Raw genomic sequence first — 15,078 nt, forward strand, 5'->3', positions numbered from 1 at the left:
CGCCACGCACCTTGGGCACGTCACTCACACTCACGCCTTGACCAGCCCCTTCGTACCCTTCGCGCTGCCGCCGAGCGCCAGATAGACGTCTTCGAGACTCGGTGTCGCCAGCGTGAAGTCGTCGAGCGCCGCGAACGCCGCGCCGCCCGTCACGGCGGCCACGGCCGCCCGAGCCTCGTCGGGGGCGAGCCGGAGCACCCAGCGCCGCCCCGACTCCTGCGCGGACTCCCGCAGCGCGGCGACCTCGGGCACGTCCAGCGGCGCCCGCTCCCGCCACAGAAGGTCGAGCCGCACCTCACCGGCGACGTGCGCCTTGAGCCCGGAGGGGCTGTCGCACGCTATGACCTTGCCGCGCTCCAGCACCGCGACCCGGTCCAGCACGGTCTCGGCCTCGATGACGTTGTGCGTGACGAGCAGCACGGTCGCGCCGTTTTCCGCCCGCCGCCGGTCGACCGCGGCCCAGACAGCGCGCCGCGCGACGGGGTCCATGCCGGTCGTGGGCTCGTCCAGTACGAGTACGGGCCGCTCCCCCACCAGCACGGCGGCGAAACAGGCGAGCCGCCGCTGCCCGCCGGACAGCTTCTTCAGCGGACGCCCGGCGATCTCGGTCAGCCCGAGCTCTTCGAGTACGTCGTCGCGCTCGGCCCTCGCCGCCTTCGCGGTGAGCCCGCGCAGCCGTCCCGTCGTCTCTGCGGCAAGTGAGACGGTCAGCTCGTCGAGCGCGGTGGATTCCTGCCCGAGGTACGCGACGAGCCGCGAGGCCCGTTCGGGATGCCGCACCAGATCGTGGCCGAGGAGCTCGACGCTTCCGGAATCCGGCCGCATGAGCCCGGTCAGCTGGCGTACGAGGGTGGACTTGCCGGCGCCGTTGGGCCCCAGCAGTCCGAAGATCTCGCCGCGCCGTACGTCGAGGGAGATCTCGTCGGTGGCGCGCACAGCGGGGGTGCCGGGCGTTCCGCGGCGGCCCCGGGCGGCGGGATACGTCTTGACCAGCTCACGCACGGCACAGACGACTCCCGTGCCGCGTCCCGCCTGTGCTGTGCCCGTACTCACGAGGGACGAGCCTACGGGGTTCCGGACCCCGCACCGTCCCCGGGGCCGCTTCCCCCACCGCCGCGCGCGTCCTGCCCCGCACCGTCCCCGGGACGGGCTACTCCCCCGCCGTCACATGCTCCGCCGCTGCCCGCACATCGATCTCGCGCCAGAATCCCGCCCTGATCGCGTACCGGTCGTGCTCGTCGATCTGGTCGTCCTTGTGCGCCAGCAGCCCGAACCGGGCGGCGTACCGGAGCAGTTCGCCGTCGATACGGTGCGGGATACGCGGGTACATCGTCGAGAGCTTCTGCGTGTGGCCCGGGTCCGGCAGCCGTTCCATCCAGCGCCGGGCGAAGACCTGGCCGACCTCGAACGGGTCACCGCCGACCGTGGTGATGTCCTCCTCGCGGTCGGCCCAGCGCTGCTCCGCGCTGGTCAGCTGGGCCAGGGTGGGCAGCGAGGCGGTCTCGGCCGGTTCGCCGAGCGTGCTGCTGCCGCCCGGGCGTTCGGCCCAGCCCTTGTCGGAGGACCAGCGCAGCGTCGCCCCGGCCGCGCTGGTCGCCGCCGTGCCGCTCGGATGCTGCGCCGCCTGCGTGCCGGGTCCGCGCAGGCTCGCGAGGTCCTTCGGGGTGGGTACGCCTTTGGGGCCCTGCCCACTGTGCGTCTCCGCGGACCCGTTGTCGCCGGAGGCGGAGGCCTCGGCCGGGGCGGAGCCGGGGCCGGATCCGTCTACGGAAGGGGTGTCGCCCTGGGCGCCCGCCGACGACCCGTTCCTCGCGGCCGCCGCCTCGGCTTCGGCGTGCGCCTGCGCGTGTGCTTGCGCCTGCGCCGCCCGCTCCGCCGACGCGGCGAGCGCCGACTCGGGCAGCGGGGCCGACAGAATCGCGGCGATTTCCGGCCGCGGCGCCGGAGGCGGGGCGCAGATCCCGGTGAGGTCCTTCGCGCGTACGGCCTTGGTGATCCACGCCCGGTCCAGGACGCGGCGCTCGTCGGCCTCGGCGACCAGGTCCTCGGACTGGTTGTAGTCGCCGTCCGCCGCCTGCACGGCCCACAGGTGCACCGCTACGCCGTGCTCCTTGGCGGACATCAGTCCCGGTAGCAGATCCCCGTCCCCGGTCACCAGGACGATGTCGGAGCAGGCGCGATTTCTGGCCAGTTCGGTCAGCTCCGCGTGCATCGCGGCGTCGACGCCCTTCTGCGCCCAGCGCCCGTCGCTGCGGGTCAGAGCACCCAGCCGGACCGTCACGCGCGGCATGACCCTGAGCCGCCGGTGCTCGGGCTGCGGCACGCGGTCGGGGGCGCCGTCGAACCAGTAGATGCGGAGCAGCGGTTGTTCCGTATCGGCTTCTGCCCGCTCTCGCAGGCCCTGGATCAGGGCTGCGTGATCGACGGTGATGCGGGAACGGGCCGGTTCTCCGGCGAGCAGGCTCGCGGCGGCGCCCAGCAGATATCCGGCGTCCACCAGGACGACGCAGCGGTCCACGCGTTCCACCCTCTTTCGGGAACCTCGGGATCGGAAGGTATTTCAGGAGGCGTTTCGGGCTTCAGTTTCGCGGTTCGGTTTCGCGGTTCAGTTTCGGGCTTCGGATTCAGGCTTCCTTCGAGTCTGCCCGACTACGTGAGGGTTAACGGCCGGAACTCGATCATCGGCGTGGCGGATGCCGAAGTTGCTTCACAGCGGCCTCAATTACGCACGGTAATGATCCAAAATGCGCGGTTTGTCGGTCTGTGTGAGTCTGGTCCCGGCCCTGGCCCCTAGACCCCACACAGGAGGCAGCACCATGGCCAAGAACAAGAATCGCAAGGGCGGCGCCCAGCAGGAGCGCGCCTCGGCGGCGGAGCGTGGAGCAGAGCAGGCGAAGGACCGTGCCTACGAATCCCAGGCCCAGCCGCAGACGCAGGCGCAGGGCAGTCCCGCCGATGTTGCCCGTAAGCACCAGCGGCGCTTTGGCCACAACTGATCACGCCGCGCACAGCACCAGAGGTACAGCGCAAAAGAAGGGGCGCACCCGTGACGACGGGGGCGCCCCTCAGTGGTTGTCCGGCTCTTTTCCCTGTGCCCGTCAGCCCGCCAGGCAGGACGGACCGAGCAGCACCTTCAGGTCGCCGAAGAGCGCCGGGTCCGGCTGAACGCGGTGCCGGTCGAGCCGCAGCACCGTCGTCTTGCGCGCCCCCTGGAGCTTGATCCGGACCTCCGTGTTGCCCCGGTGGTGGTTCAGGATCTCGCCGAGCTTGGTCACCATCGGCGGCGTGACCTTCACCGTCGGGATGGTGAGGACCACGGGCGCGTTCGTCCCGGCCGAGGACACGTCGGGGACCATCAGCTCCATGGCGACGAGCCGCGGAATGTCCTCACGCTTGTCGAGGCGGCCTTTGACGAAGACCACGGTGTCCTCGACGAGCTGGGTGGACACCAGTTGATACGTCGCCGGGAAGAACATGCACTCGATGGAACCGGCCAGGTCCTCGACGGTGGCGATGGCCCACGCGTTGCCCTGCTTGGTCATCTTGCGCTGGAGGCCGGAGATGATGCCGCCGATGGTGACGATCGCGCCGTCGGAGTGCTCGCCGCCGGTGAGCTGCGAGATCGCGGCGTCGGCCTTGTCGCTCAGAATGTGCTCGATGCCGAAGAGCGGGTGGTCGGAGACGTACAGGCCGAGCATCTCCCGCTCCTGCGCCAGCAGGTAGGACTTCTCCCACTCGATGTCGGAGAACTCGACGTCCAGCCCGAAGCCCGGCTCGTCGCTGTCCTCCTCGCCCATCCCGCCGAAGAGGTCGAACTGGCCCTCGGCCTCCTTGCGCTTGACCGCCACCACGTTGTCGATCATCGGCTCGTGGTGGGCGACGAGGCCCTTGCGGGTGTGCCCCATCTCGTCGAAGGCACCGGCCTTGATCAGCGACTCGACCGTGCGCTTGTTGCAGACGACGGCCTCGACCTTGTCGAGGAAGTCGGGGAACGAGAGGTACTTCCCCTTCGCCTTGCGGCACCGGATGATCGAGTCGACGACGTTCGTACCGACGTTGCGCACGGCGGTGAGGCCGAAGAGGATCACGTCGTCGCCCTGGGCGGCGAAGTTCGCCTGGGACTCGTTGACATTGGGCGGCAGCACCTTGATGCCCATGCGCCGGCACTCGTTCAGATAGACGGCCGACTTGTCCTTGTCGTCCTTGACCGAGGTCAGCAGCGCGGCCATGTACTCGGCGGGGTGGTTCGCCTTGAGATACGCCGTCCAGTACGTGACCAGCCCGTACGCCGAGGAGTGCGCCTTGTTGAACGCGTAACCGGCGAAGGGCACCAGGACGTCCCACAGCGCCTGAATGGCCTGGTCGCTGAAGCCGTTCTTGCGGGCGCCGGCCTGGAAGAGCACGAAGTTCTTCGCCAGCTCCTCAGGCTTCTTCTTGCCCATCACGCGGCGGAGGATGTCGGCCTCACCGAGCGAGTACCCGGCGACGATCTGGGCGGCCTTCTGCACCTGCTCCTGGTACACGATGAGGCCGTAGGTGAGGCCCAGGATCTCCTTGAGCGGCTCCTCCAGCTCCTTGTGGATCGGGGTGATCTCCTGGCGGTTGTTCTTGCGCTCCGCGTAGTTCGTGTGCGAGTTCATGCCCATCGGGCCCGGCCGGTAGAGGGCCGAGACGGCGGAAATGTCCTCGAAGTTGTCGGGCTGCATCTGGCGCAGCAGCGAGCGCATCGGACCGCCGTCGAACTGGAAGACGCCGAGCGTGTCACCGCGGCAGAGCATCTCGTACGTCTTGGGGTCGTCCAGCGGGAGGTCGAGCATCTCCAGCTTGATGCCCTTGTTGGCCTCCACCATCTTGACGGCGTCGTCCATGATCGTGAGGTTGCGCAGCCCGAGGAAGTCCATCTTCAGCAGGCCGAGCGACTCGCACTGGGGGTAGTCCCACTGCGTGATGGTGACGCCGTCGGTGTGCCGCACCCAGATCGGGGCGTGGTCGACGATGGGCTCGCTGGACATGATCACGCCGGCCGCGTGCACGCCCATCTGCCGGACCAGGCCCTCGACGCCCTTGGCGGTGTCGATGACCTTCTTGACGTCCGGCTCGTTCTCGTACATCCCCCGGATTTCGCCCGCCTCGTTGTAGCGCGGGTGCTTGGGATCGGTGATGCCGGAGAGGTCGATGCCCTTGCCGAGGACGTCGGCGGGCATGGCCTTGGTGAGGCGGTCGCCCATGGCGTACGGATAGCCGAGGACTCGGGCCGAGTCCTTGATGGCGTTCTTCGCCTTGATCTTTCCGTAGGTGCCGATCATGGCGACCTTGTCGGCGCCGTACTTCTCCGTCACGTACCTGATCACTTCGACGCGCCTGCGCTCGTCGAAGTCGATGTCGACATCGGGCATGGAGACGCGCTCGGGGTTGAGGAACCGCTCGAAGATCAGTCCGTGCGTGATCGGATCGAGGTCGGTGATGCCCATCGCATACGCCACGATCGAACCGGCCGCGGAGCCTCGGCCGGGGCCGACCGCGATGCCGTTGTTCTTGGCCCACATGATGAAGTCGGCGACGACCAGGAAGTACCCCGGGAACCCCATCTGGATGATGATGTCCATCTCGTACTCGGCCTGCTTCTGCCGGTCCTCGGGGACACCGCCCGGGTAGCGGCGGTTCATGCCGACCCGGACTTCCTCCTGGAACCAGGTGATCTCCGTGAAGCCGTCCGGGATGTCGAACTTCGGCATGAGGTTCTTCGCCTCGAACATGCCGGTGGTGTCGATCTGCTGCGCGACCAGAAGGGTGTTGCGGCAGCCTTCCTGCCAGGCGTCGGAGGAGTCGACGGCGTACATCTCGTCGGTCGACTTCAGGTAGTAGCCGGTGCCGTCGAAGCGGAAGCGGTCCGGGTCCGAGAGGTTCTTGCCGGTCTGGATGCACAGCAGCGCGTCGTGCGCGGTCGCCTCGTTGGCGTACGTGTAGTGCGAGTCGTTGGTGACCAGCGGGGGGATGTCGAGCTTCTTGCCGATCTCCAGGAGTCCGTCACGGACGCGGCGCTCGATCTCGATGCCGTGGTCCATCAGCTCCAGGAAGTACTTGCCCTCGCCGAAGATGTCCTTGTAGTCGGAGGCCGCCTGCACCGCTTCGTCGAACTGACCGAGCCGCAGCCGCGTCTGCACCTCGCCCGACGGACAGCCGGTGGACGCGATGAGCCCTTCCGACCACTGGGCGATGGTCTCCTTGTCCATGCGCGGCCACTTCGTCAGCCAGCCCTCGGCGTACGCGTCGGAGGACAGCCGGAAGAGATTGTGCAGCCCTGTCTTGTTCGCCGCCCAGATCGTCTTGTGCGTGTAACCACCCGAACCCGACACGTCGTCGCGCTTCTGGTGCGGCTGGCCCCACTGGATACGGCGCTTGTTGCGCCGCGACTCCGGGGCGACGTACGCCTCGATGCCGATGATCGGCGTCACCCCCGCCTTCTTCGCCGAATGGAAGAAGTCGTAGGCACCGTGCAGGTTGCCGTGGTCGGTCATCGCGATGTGCGACATGCCCATCTCGTTGCACGCCTCGAACATGTCCTTGAGCCGCGCAGCACCGTCCAGCAGCGAGTACTGGGTGTGAACGTGAAGGTGCGTGAAGGGCGGCTTGGTCACGGTGATGGCCTCCGGCAAAACGGTCGGTGACAGGTCGGGTGGACAGCGCTGAAGTCTACTTCGGCAGACTGACAACGACGGGGCACTCACGGGTACGGTCGAGCGTTGGACGGGGCGGAACCAGTCCCTCGCCCAGTCCCTTGCCCAGCCCAGTATTCAGTCCCAATCAGCCATGTAAGCCATGCACCAGGAGGCCCCGGCGATGTCGGTCCAGCAGACAGACGCTGCTCAGCGCGGCGAGCAGATTCTCGCCGTTTTCGACACCGCGTTCGGAGAGCTCCTGGCGGCCGACCCGGCCGCCTTCCGGGTCAAGTTCCGCAAGATGGCCGCCTCGGCCTTCGCCTTCTACCGGGGCACGGCGTGCCTGTTCTACGCCGACCTGGAGCAGGATCACGCCGGGTGGGGTGGCGGGAACAAGCACAGCGGCCCGTACCTGGACGAGCGCACCGGCCGGGTCTGGATCCACGGCGATCTCCACGCCGAGAACTTCGGCACGTACATGGACTCCCAGGGCCGGCTGATCTTCAACGTCAACGACTTCGACGAGGCGTACGTCGGCCCCTTCACCTGGGACCTCAAGCGCTTCGCCGCCTCCGTCGCGCTCATCGGCTACACCAAGGCGCTCGGCGACGCACAGATCACCGAGCTGGTGCGGACGTACGCCGCCGCCTACCGCGAGCGCATCCACGCCCTGGCCGCCGGCGCCAAGAATGACGAGGTCCCGCCCTTCACGCTGGACACGGCCGAGGGGCCGCTGCTCGGCGCGCTGCGCTCCGCACGCTCGCTGACCCGCTTCGGTCTGCTGGAGACCATGACCGAGATCCGCGAGTTCGAGCGCCGCTTCGCGCCGGACGGCGGCACCATCGACCTCGACGCCGCCACGCGCTACAAGGTGCTGGCGGCCTTCGACGGGTACCTGGAGACGCTGCCCGAGTCCAGCCTGACCCGCCCCGACTCGTACCGGGTGAAGGACGTCGTCGGACGCCGCGGCATCGGTATCGGATCCGCGGGCCTGCCGTCGTACAACATCCTGCTCGAAGGCAACAGCGACGCCCTGGAGAACGACGTCGTGATCTACATGAAGCAGGCGCAGACCCCGGCCGTCTCCCGGCACATCACCGACGGCGCCGTCCGCGAGTACTTCCAGCACGAGGGCCACCGCACGGTGATCTCCCAGCGGGCGCTCCAGGACCATGCCGACCCGTGGCTGGGCTGGACCGAGCTGGACGGCCGCGGGCAGCTGGTGGCGGAGGTCTCGCCGTACGCCGTGGACCTGGACTGGTCGGACATCGACGACCCGGACGAGATCGCGGCGGTCGTGGCCGACCTCGGCCGGGCCACCGCGACGATGCACGCGGCGGCGGACGACCAGAGCGGTCACTCGCTGGTGCCGTTCTCCACCGAGCGGGCGATCGACGCGGCGATCGCGGCCGACGAGGACAGCTTCGGCGACCTGCTCGTGGACTTCGCGCACTCCTACGGGGCGCGGGCACGGGCCGACCACCAGATCTTTGTCGACTTGTTCCGCAATGGCCGGATTCCCGGTCTCTAGTCTCAGCGGACTTTAAGAGTCTCTTACGGGCGCACGTGGGAAACTCACGAGCTATGGACATCTCGGGGACGCGGCTCAGGGCGGCACGCGCGGCGCTTTTCACAGCGCTCGTCGTGACGCTCTCCGCCGCGTCCCATGTGCTGCTCTCCCGGGTCCCGCTGCCCCTGACCGTCGTCGCCGCGCTCGCGGCCGTCGTGTTCACCGTGGCGTATGCACTGGCGGGCCGGGAGCGCGGCTTCGGGGCGATCGCCGGTCTGCTCGTGCCACTGGAGCTGGCCGCCGACACCGTGTTCACCACCGGACAGCACGTCTGTTACGGGCCCGCGGGCGGGCCGGTGGCAGGCTCCCTGCGCTCCGTCGGCCTGGACGTACTGTGCGGCGGCAGCGCCAGTAGCGGGCTGGGATCCCCGCTCGTACGGGTCACGGGCCCCCGGGAGAGCGTCGCCGCCCTCCTCAACTCCCCCGATCCCGCCCTGCCCTGGCTGCTGCTCGCCGCCCACGTGACGGTCGGGCTGCTCGCCGCGGCCTGGCTGCGGCGCGGTGAGGCCGCGCTCGCCGGGCTGGTGCGGACGGTTGCCGCGTTCGCCTTCCGGCCGCTGCTGCTCGTGGTCGCCGTGTCGGCCTCGGCCCACCGGTTCGTACGGCGCGTGGTCCGCCCCGCGCGCCGTGCCCGTACCGCTTTCCACGCCCGTCTGTTCGTGAACTCCGTCGGACGGCGGGGGCCGCCGCGCTCGGCATTCGTTTCTGCCTGAGCCCAGCCCCCCTTTCCTCGCCCCACACGGAGAAAACGATCATGAGTGCACGCAACAACCAGGCCAACAAGGCAGCGGCCCGCGAGCGGCTGCGCATCGAGCGCGAGCGCCAGGCCAAGAGGGACCGGACGCGCCGTCGGCTGATCGTCGCCGCGTCGATCGTCGGAGTCCTCGCGATCGCCGGCGGCGTCGGATACGGCGTCATGCAGGCGAACAAGCCCTCCCAGTGGGAGGCCGCCAAGAACGAGAAGCAGATCACCGCGCCCGCGAACACCACGGGCAAGAACGGCACGACTCTCGTCATCGGCAAGAAGGACGCCAAGAAGACGCTGGAGCTGTACGAGGACTCCCGCTGCCCGGTCTGCGCGACCTTCGAGCAGGCCAACGGCGAGACCATCAAGAAGGACGTCGACGCCGGCAAGTACAAGCTCCGGTACGTCGGCGCCGCCTTCATCGACCGGACCATCCCGGGCGAGGGCTCGCGGAACGCGCTGAGCGCGCTGGGGGCGGCGCTCGATGTCAGCCCCGAGGCATTCCTGGAGTACAAGGGCGCGCTGTACGCCCAGAAGAACCACCCGGCGGAGCAGGACGACAAGTTCGCCAAGGACGATTACCTGCTCAAGATCGCCGACGAGGTCGACGCCCTCAAGGGCAACAAGAAGTTCCAGAAGGACGTGCAGGACGGCACCTTCGACGCGTGGGCGCTGAAGATGGCGGACACCTTCCAGAAGAGTGGCGTGAGGGGCACTCCGGCGCTCAAGATGGACGGCAAGACGCTCACCGGTTCGGGCGGCAAGGGCAGCCCGCCGATGACCGCCGAGGAGTTCAAGACCGCCATCGACAAGGCCCTCAAGGGGTAGTCGGCACACGGCACTTCACCCAAGGGTGGGCGAACATTCTTGCGTTTGCCCACCCTTCGGCCGTACTGATCAGTAATGTACGGCCGTGACCAGTCGATTTTCTTCATCTCCCAGCCGCCGCACGGTCGTCAAGGCCGCTGCTGCCACCGCTGTTGCCGTCCCTGTCGTCGCCGGTACGAGTGCCGCCGCCGCTGCCGTACAGAGACCCGAATTCCTCCATGGCGTCGCCTCCGGCGACCCGTTGTCCGACGGCGTACTGCTGTGGACCCGTATTACGCCGACCCCCGACGCCGTACCGGGCTCCGGCAAGGGGCCCGATGTGACCGTGAGTTGGGAGGTCGCGGAGGACAAGGGATTCGCCAAGACCGTCGCCCGCGGCACGACCACCGCGCGGGCCACGACCGACCACACGGTCAAGGTCGACGTAAGGGGCCTGCGCCAGGCCACCGCCTATTACTTCCGCTTCACCGCCGACGGCGCGGTCTCCCCCGTCGCCCGCACCCGCACCGCTCCCGCCGCCGACGCCGCCACGCCCGGTGTGCGCTTCGGTGTCGTCTCCTGCGCCAACTGGGAGTCGGGCTACTTCTCCGCCTACCGCCATCTCGCCGCCCGCACCGACCTCGACGCGGTGCTCCATCTCGGCGACTACATATACGAGTACGCAACGGGCGGCTACCCGGAGCCCAAGTACGTCGTACGTCAGCACGAGCCGGCGCACGAGATCGTCAGCCTCGCCGACTACCGCACCCGGCACGGCAAGTACAAGACGGACGCCGATCTCCAGGCGCTGCACGCCGCGCACCCGGTCATCGCGATATGGGACGACCACGAGTTCGCCAACGACGCCTGGTCGGGAGGCGCGGAGAACCACACGCCGGGCACCGAGGGCGAGTGGGCCGCGCGCGTGGCTGCCGCCAAGCAGGCGTACTTCGAGTGGATGCCGGTCCGTGCCTCCACCGAAGGCACCGTCTACCGCCGCCTGCGCTTCGGCAAGCTGGCGGATCTGCACCTCCTCGACCTGCGGTCGTTCCGCTCCGAGCAGGCCAAGGTCGGCAGCGGCTCAGTGGACGACCCGGAGCGTACGGTCACGGGCCGCGCCCAGCTGGACTGGCTGAAGTCGGGGCTCGCCTCGTCGGACGCCGCCTGGAAGCTGGTCGGTACGTCGGTGATGATCTCGCCGGTGGCCTTCGGCTCCGTACCGGCCCATCTCCTGGAGCCGATAGCCAAGTTGCTCGGCCTGCCCAAGGAGGGTCTCGCGGTCAACGTCGACCAGTGGGACGGCTACACGGACGACCGCAAGGAGCTGATCACCCACCTCAAGGACAGGGCGATCAAGAACACGGTCTTCCTCACCGGCGACATCCACATGGCGTGGGCCAACGACGTGCCGGTCAAGGCGGCGACGTACCCGCTGTCGCAGTCCGCCGCGACCGAGTTCGTGGTCACCTCGGTGTCGTCGGACAACCTCGACGACATCCTGCATGTCGCGCCGCAGACCGTCTCGCTGGTGGCGTCGGCGGCGGTCAAGGCCGCCAACCGCCATGTGAAGTGGCTGGACATGGACTCTCACGGCTACGGCGTCCTCGACGTGACCGCTGAGCAGTCGCAGATGGACTACTACGTCCTGTCCGCCAAGGAGAAGCAGGACGCGACGGCGGAGTGGACCCGCTCGTACCGCACGCTCAGTGGAACGCAGAAGGTCGAGCGGGTGAACCAGCCGGTTCGCTGATAGGCGATTTTCAGCCATGCGGGGCCTGTTACCAACAGATCACGCCAAGAGGTGGGTGGTGTTAATTCGCCATCCCGAATGCGGACACACCACCCGCCTCGGTAACCCCAGCAGTTACCTCTGGATCTCAAAGTCTGGACCAGGCCGAAAGTTTTCGCCCCGATGCCCCAATTGATCTGAGGATTGATTGGGCTTGATCGCCACTGATCAACATCTGACATGCGCACGTAATCTCCCGGCAGCGGCGAGGAAGTCACCCTCGCCCACCCCCGCGAGGAGTCAACGTGCGAGCTGTTGCCCGTATATCCCCCCTTCTGCGCAAGCGCTTCATCGGTACCGCCGTCATGGCCGGAACTCTTGCCCTGTCCACGCTCTCCGCACCCGCCGGAGTCGCCGTGGCCAAGGCCCCCAAGGCCTCCACGGAGAAGTGCGTCGAGGACACGCACGCGAGCGCCACGGCCCGCGAGGCACGCCCCTCGGGCGAGCAGCACGCCCACGAGCCCAACGAGGTGACCGCCGCCAAGGCCAAAGCCATGGACGCGGACCTCCAGAAGAGACTCGACAAGCTCCGATCGTCCGGCGCCGCCACCGGCAGAGGGTTCTCGGCCACGGCCGTGACCAACATCCCGGTGTACTTCCACGTCATCCACAGCGGCACCACCGGCAAGCTCTCGGCGACCGACATCAACAACCAGATGGCGGTCCTCAACTCGGCCTTCGGCGGCCAGGGCACCGGGAACGTCAACTCCAACTTCCAGTTCACGCTGGCCGCCACGGACTACACGGACAACGCCTCCTGGTACAACCTGGCCTCCGGCTCGACCGCCGAGAAGGAGATGAAGTCCACCCTGCGCCAGGGCGGCCCCGGCGCCCTGAACTTCTACACCGCCAACCTCAGCGGCGGCCTGCTCGGCTGGGCGACCTTCCCGAGCTCGTACAACTCCAACCCGGGCATGGACGGCGTCGTCGTCCTCGACAAGTCGCTGCCCGGCGGCTCCGCCGCCAACTACAACGAGGGCGACACCGCCACCCACGAGGTCGGCCACTGGATGGGCCTTTACCACACCTTCCAGGGCGGCTGTAACGGCAACGGCGACTACGTCACCGACACCCCGGCCGAGAAGAGCGCGGCGTACCAGTGCCCGACCGGCCGTGACTCCTGCGCCAGCAAGACCGGCACCGACCCGATCCACAACTTCATGGACTACACGTACGACAACTGCATGTACCAGTTCACCCAGGGCCAGGTGACGCGTATGAGCGACAGCTGGACGGCGTACCGCGCCGGCTGACCGGACGGTCCTCTACCCTGACGCCATGAGCGGGCCGGGGGACATCGTAGACGGGCGTTTCGAGCTGCTGGAGCGGCTCGGCAGCGGGGGAATGGGCACGGTATGGCGTGCTCGCGACACCGCCCTCCACCGCGAGGTCGCCCTCAAAGAAGTCCGTCCCTCCGGCCCCGCGTCGACGGGTGATGCCGAGGCCTCGCGTGTCCTGCGGGAGCGGGTACTGCGCGAGGCCAGAGCACTGGCCAGGATCAACCACCCCCATGTGGTGACGATCCATCACATCATCGACGAAGAGCCTCACCCCTGGCTCGTGATGGAGCTCGTGCCGGGCCACACCCTTCAGCACCGCCTGGAGCAGGGCCCCTTGCCGCCCCAGGAGGCGGCGCGCACCGGCCGTGAGGTCCTCTCCGCCCTGCGTGCCGCTCACACCGCCGGGATTCACCACCGCGACGTAAAACCGGCCAACGTCCTCCTGCGCGCGGACGGCAGCGCCGTCCTGACCGACTTCGGCATCGCCGCGCTCCAGGACTCGGCCTCCCTGACGATGACCGGAGAAGTGATCGGCTCCCCCGAGTACATGGCGCCCGAGCGCCTGCGCGGCGCGGCCGACACCGCGATCCTTCCCCTGGGGGCGTCCGACTTCTGGTCGCTCGGCATGATGCTGTACGTCTGTGTGGAGGGCGTGAGCCCAATGCGCCGGGGCAGCACGCTCGCCACCCTGGCGGCGGTGCTCGACGACCCCATTCCGCCGCCCCGTCAGGCAGGGCCGCTCGGGCCCGTACTGGCCGAGTTGCTGGTACGCGATCCCACTGCGCGGCCCGATGCGGACCGGCTCGACACGCTGCTGGCGGGCGCTGCGGCGGGTCACTGCCCGGCCCCACCTCCCCTGCCCGTACCGCCGTCGCCGACGCATTTCGACCCCTCTCGGCCTGCCGCGTACACGCCGCCCCTCCCGCCGCAGTCACAGCAGACCGTGCAGTCCGTACGGTCGGTGCCGTCCGTTCGGCCCGAGGGGCAGCACCGCAACCGGGCTCCCTTCGCGGCAGCAGCCGCCGTTGTCGCGCTCGCGCTGCTGGGCGCCGGGGCGTACGCCGTGCTGAAGCCGGAGGGCGAGGCGAGCACGACGGCAGGGCAGGGCGGCAGTGGCAGCACCACGACGGTCACCGCGAGCGCCACGCCGGACACCAAGGGCCCGGAGACCTCCCCCGCCCCGTCCACGCCGGCCCCGACCGCACCGCCGCCGACCACACCGCAGTCGGCACCACCGCCTTCGGCACCTCCCACGAAGGCCTCCGCCACGCCGCCGCAGCAGCCGCCCGCCGTGGCCGACAGCTGGGTCGCGCAACTCCACTCCGAGCCGCTGTCCTCCGGCAGCGCCGCGCTCGACCGCCGCCTCGCGACCGTCCGTCTGCAGGTGCCGGGGGCCCAAGTCCTGCGCAGCGACGACTTCTCGTCGCTGCGGTCGGGCTACTGGGTCATCTACGCCCCCGGGCCGTTCACCGACGGCCGCCAGGCGCTGTCCTTCTGCGCCGAGCGCGGCCGTACGACGGCCAATGAGTGCGTGGGCCGCTGGGTGAGCGACAGCACGGCCGACCGGACCTACCTGTGCCGCCCGCCGGCAAGCGCCCCGACCGGCCGCTGCACGCGCCCGTAACCGCCAGAGCGCACACAGCGCCCAGAACCTCTAGAGCGTAGCCAGGAACCCGATCGCGACCTTCCACGTCTGCTTGGCGGCCGCAGCGTCGTAGTCCGGCAGGTCCGGGTCGGTGTAGACGTGCCCGGCCCCCGGATAGCGGTAGATCTCCACATCCGCGCCGATCCGCTGCATCCGCAGATACCAGGTGTTCAGCCAGTCGTCCGACTCAAAGGGGTCGGGCTCCGCGACATGCAGCTGTACGGGCAGATCGGGCGCCGAGGCGTTGTCCGCGATGTCCGAAGTCCCGTGCAGAAGCAGCAGGCCGCGTGCCCTCTCGTCGCCGAGCGCCAAGTTCTGCGCGACGGAACCGCCGAAGGAGAAACCGGCGTACACCAGACCGCTCTCGGAGTGCGGGGCGGCGGCCTGAACGGCCCGCTTGAGCAGCTCGTCGCGGCCGATGCTGTCCTTGAGCGCCATCCCCTCCTCCACGGTTTCGGCAGTTTGCCCCTCGAAAAGGTCGGGCACGTGCACCTGGTGCCCGGCGGCACGGAGCCGTTCAGCGGCAGCGTGCACCGCCGGCCGCAGACCGTAGACGGAATGGAAGAGCATGATGTCCATGCCG

The 15,078-nt window shown here is 68.8% G+C and carries 11 protein-coding genes; 7 read left to right on the forward strand and 4 right to left on the reverse strand.

Annotated elements, in window-relative coordinates; genetic code table 11:
- Window positions 1–30: 30 nt before the first annotated feature.
- Window positions 31–1,053 (reverse strand): ABC transporter ATP-binding protein, encoded by a 1,023-nt coding sequence (locus J7I98_RS40725; RefSeq protein ID WP_308377651.1) that lies wholly within the window; start codon window positions 1,051–1,053, stop codon window positions 31–33.
- 97 nt (window positions 1,054–1,150) lie between these two features.
- Complete coding sequence (locus J7I98_RS01550; RefSeq protein WP_214914866.1) at window positions 1,151–2,527, reverse strand: NYN domain-containing protein; 1,377 nt, start codon at window positions 2,525–2,527, stop codon at window positions 1,151–1,153.
- 289 nt (window positions 2,528–2,816) lie between these two features.
- On the opposite strand from J7I98_RS01550, the gene J7I98_RS01555 reads away from it, so the two are divergent.
- Window positions 2,817–2,996 (forward strand): hypothetical protein, encoded by a 180-nt coding sequence (locus J7I98_RS01555; RefSeq protein ID WP_214914869.1) that lies wholly within the window; start codon window positions 2,817–2,819, stop codon window positions 2,994–2,996.
- Between the two features lie 102 nt (window positions 2,997–3,098).
- Here the strand turns inward: J7I98_RS01555 and dnaE are convergent, their stop codons facing one another.
- Window positions 3,099–6,638, reverse strand: a complete 3,540-nt coding sequence (gene dnaE / locus J7I98_RS01560) for a DNA polymerase III subunit alpha (protein ID WP_214914871.1) — start codon at window positions 6,636–6,638, stop codon at window positions 3,099–3,101.
- A gap of 202 nt (window positions 6,639–6,840) precedes the next feature.
- Between dnaE and J7I98_RS01565 the strand changes: the two genes are divergently transcribed.
- The 6 genes from J7I98_RS01565 (at window position 6,841) to J7I98_RS01590 (ending at window position 14,474) form a co-directional block, all read left to right on the forward strand.
- Complete coding sequence (locus tag J7I98_RS01565; RefSeq protein ID WP_214914874.1) at window positions 6,841–8,190, forward strand: DUF2252 domain-containing protein; 1,350 nt, start codon at window positions 6,841–6,843, stop codon at window positions 8,188–8,190.
- Window positions 8,191–8,243: 53 nt separating this feature from the next.
- A complete protein-coding gene (locus J7I98_RS01570; protein WP_214914879.1) occupies window positions 8,244–8,942 on the forward strand; it encodes a hypothetical protein in 699 nt (232 codons plus the stop codon).
- Window positions 8,943–8,983: 41 nt separating this feature from the next.
- Window positions 8,984–9,802, forward strand: a complete 819-nt coding sequence (locus J7I98_RS01575) for a thioredoxin domain-containing protein (protein ID WP_214914881.1) — start codon at window positions 8,984–8,986, stop codon at window positions 9,800–9,802.
- A gap of 85 nt (window positions 9,803–9,887) precedes the next feature.
- Window positions 9,888–11,531 (forward strand): alkaline phosphatase, encoded by a 1,644-nt coding sequence (locus J7I98_RS01580; RefSeq protein WP_214914883.1) that lies wholly within the window; start codon window positions 9,888–9,890, stop codon window positions 11,529–11,531.
- Window positions 11,532–11,815: 284 nt separating this feature from the next.
- On the forward strand, window positions 11,816–12,823 hold the full coding sequence (locus J7I98_RS01585) for a zinc metalloprotease (RefSeq protein WP_308377652.1): 1,008 nt from the start codon (window positions 11,816–11,818) through the stop codon (window positions 12,821–12,823).
- Between the two features lie 25 nt (window positions 12,824–12,848).
- The gene (locus J7I98_RS01590) at window positions 12,849–14,474 is read left to right on the forward strand and encodes a serine/threonine-protein kinase (protein ID WP_214914885.1); all 1,626 of its coding nucleotides are present in this window, start codon (window positions 12,849–12,851) and stop codon (window positions 14,472–14,474) included.
- A 30-nt stretch (window positions 14,475–14,504) separates the two neighbouring features.
- On the opposite strand, the gene J7I98_RS01595 is transcribed toward J7I98_RS01590, so the two are convergent.
- Window positions 14,505–15,074, reverse strand: a complete 570-nt coding sequence (locus J7I98_RS01595) for a dienelactone hydrolase family protein (RefSeq protein WP_214914886.1) — start codon at window positions 15,072–15,074, stop codon at window positions 14,505–14,507.
- Window positions 15,075–15,078: the final 4 nt, after the last annotated feature.

Origin of the sequence: Streptomyces sp. ISL-98, assembly GCF_018614055.1 — a bacterium.
In the GTDB taxonomy this organism is placed as follows: Bacteria; Actinomycetota; Actinomycetes; order Streptomycetales; family Streptomycetaceae; genus Streptomyces; species Streptomyces spiramyceticus.

What these genes read in the sequence shown, in the direction of transcription:
- J7I98_RS01555 (WP_214914869.1), top strand. Translation starts at nt 2,817, where the DNA reads ATGGCCAAGAACAAGAATCGCAAGGGCGGCGCCCAGCAGGAGCGCGCC.
- J7I98_RS01575 (WP_214914881.1), top strand. Translation starts at nt 8,984, where the DNA reads ATGAGTGCACGCAACAACCAGGCCAACAAGGCAGCGGCCCGCGAGCGG.
- J7I98_RS01590 (WP_214914885.1), top strand. Translation starts at nt 12,849, where the DNA reads ATGAGCGGGCCGGGGGACATCGTAGACGGGCGTTTCGAGCTGCTGGAG.
- J7I98_RS01565 (WP_214914874.1), top strand. Translation starts at nt 6,841, where the DNA reads ATGTCGGTCCAGCAGACAGACGCTGCTCAGCGCGGCGAGCAGATTCTC.
- J7I98_RS01570 (WP_214914879.1), top strand. Translation starts at nt 8,244, where the DNA reads ATGGACATCTCGGGGACGCGGCTCAGGGCGGCACGCGCGGCGCTTTTC.
- J7I98_RS01595 (WP_214914886.1), bottom strand. Translation starts at nt 15,074, where the DNA reads ATGGACATCATGCTCTTCCATTCCGTCTACGGTCTGCGGCCGGCGGTG.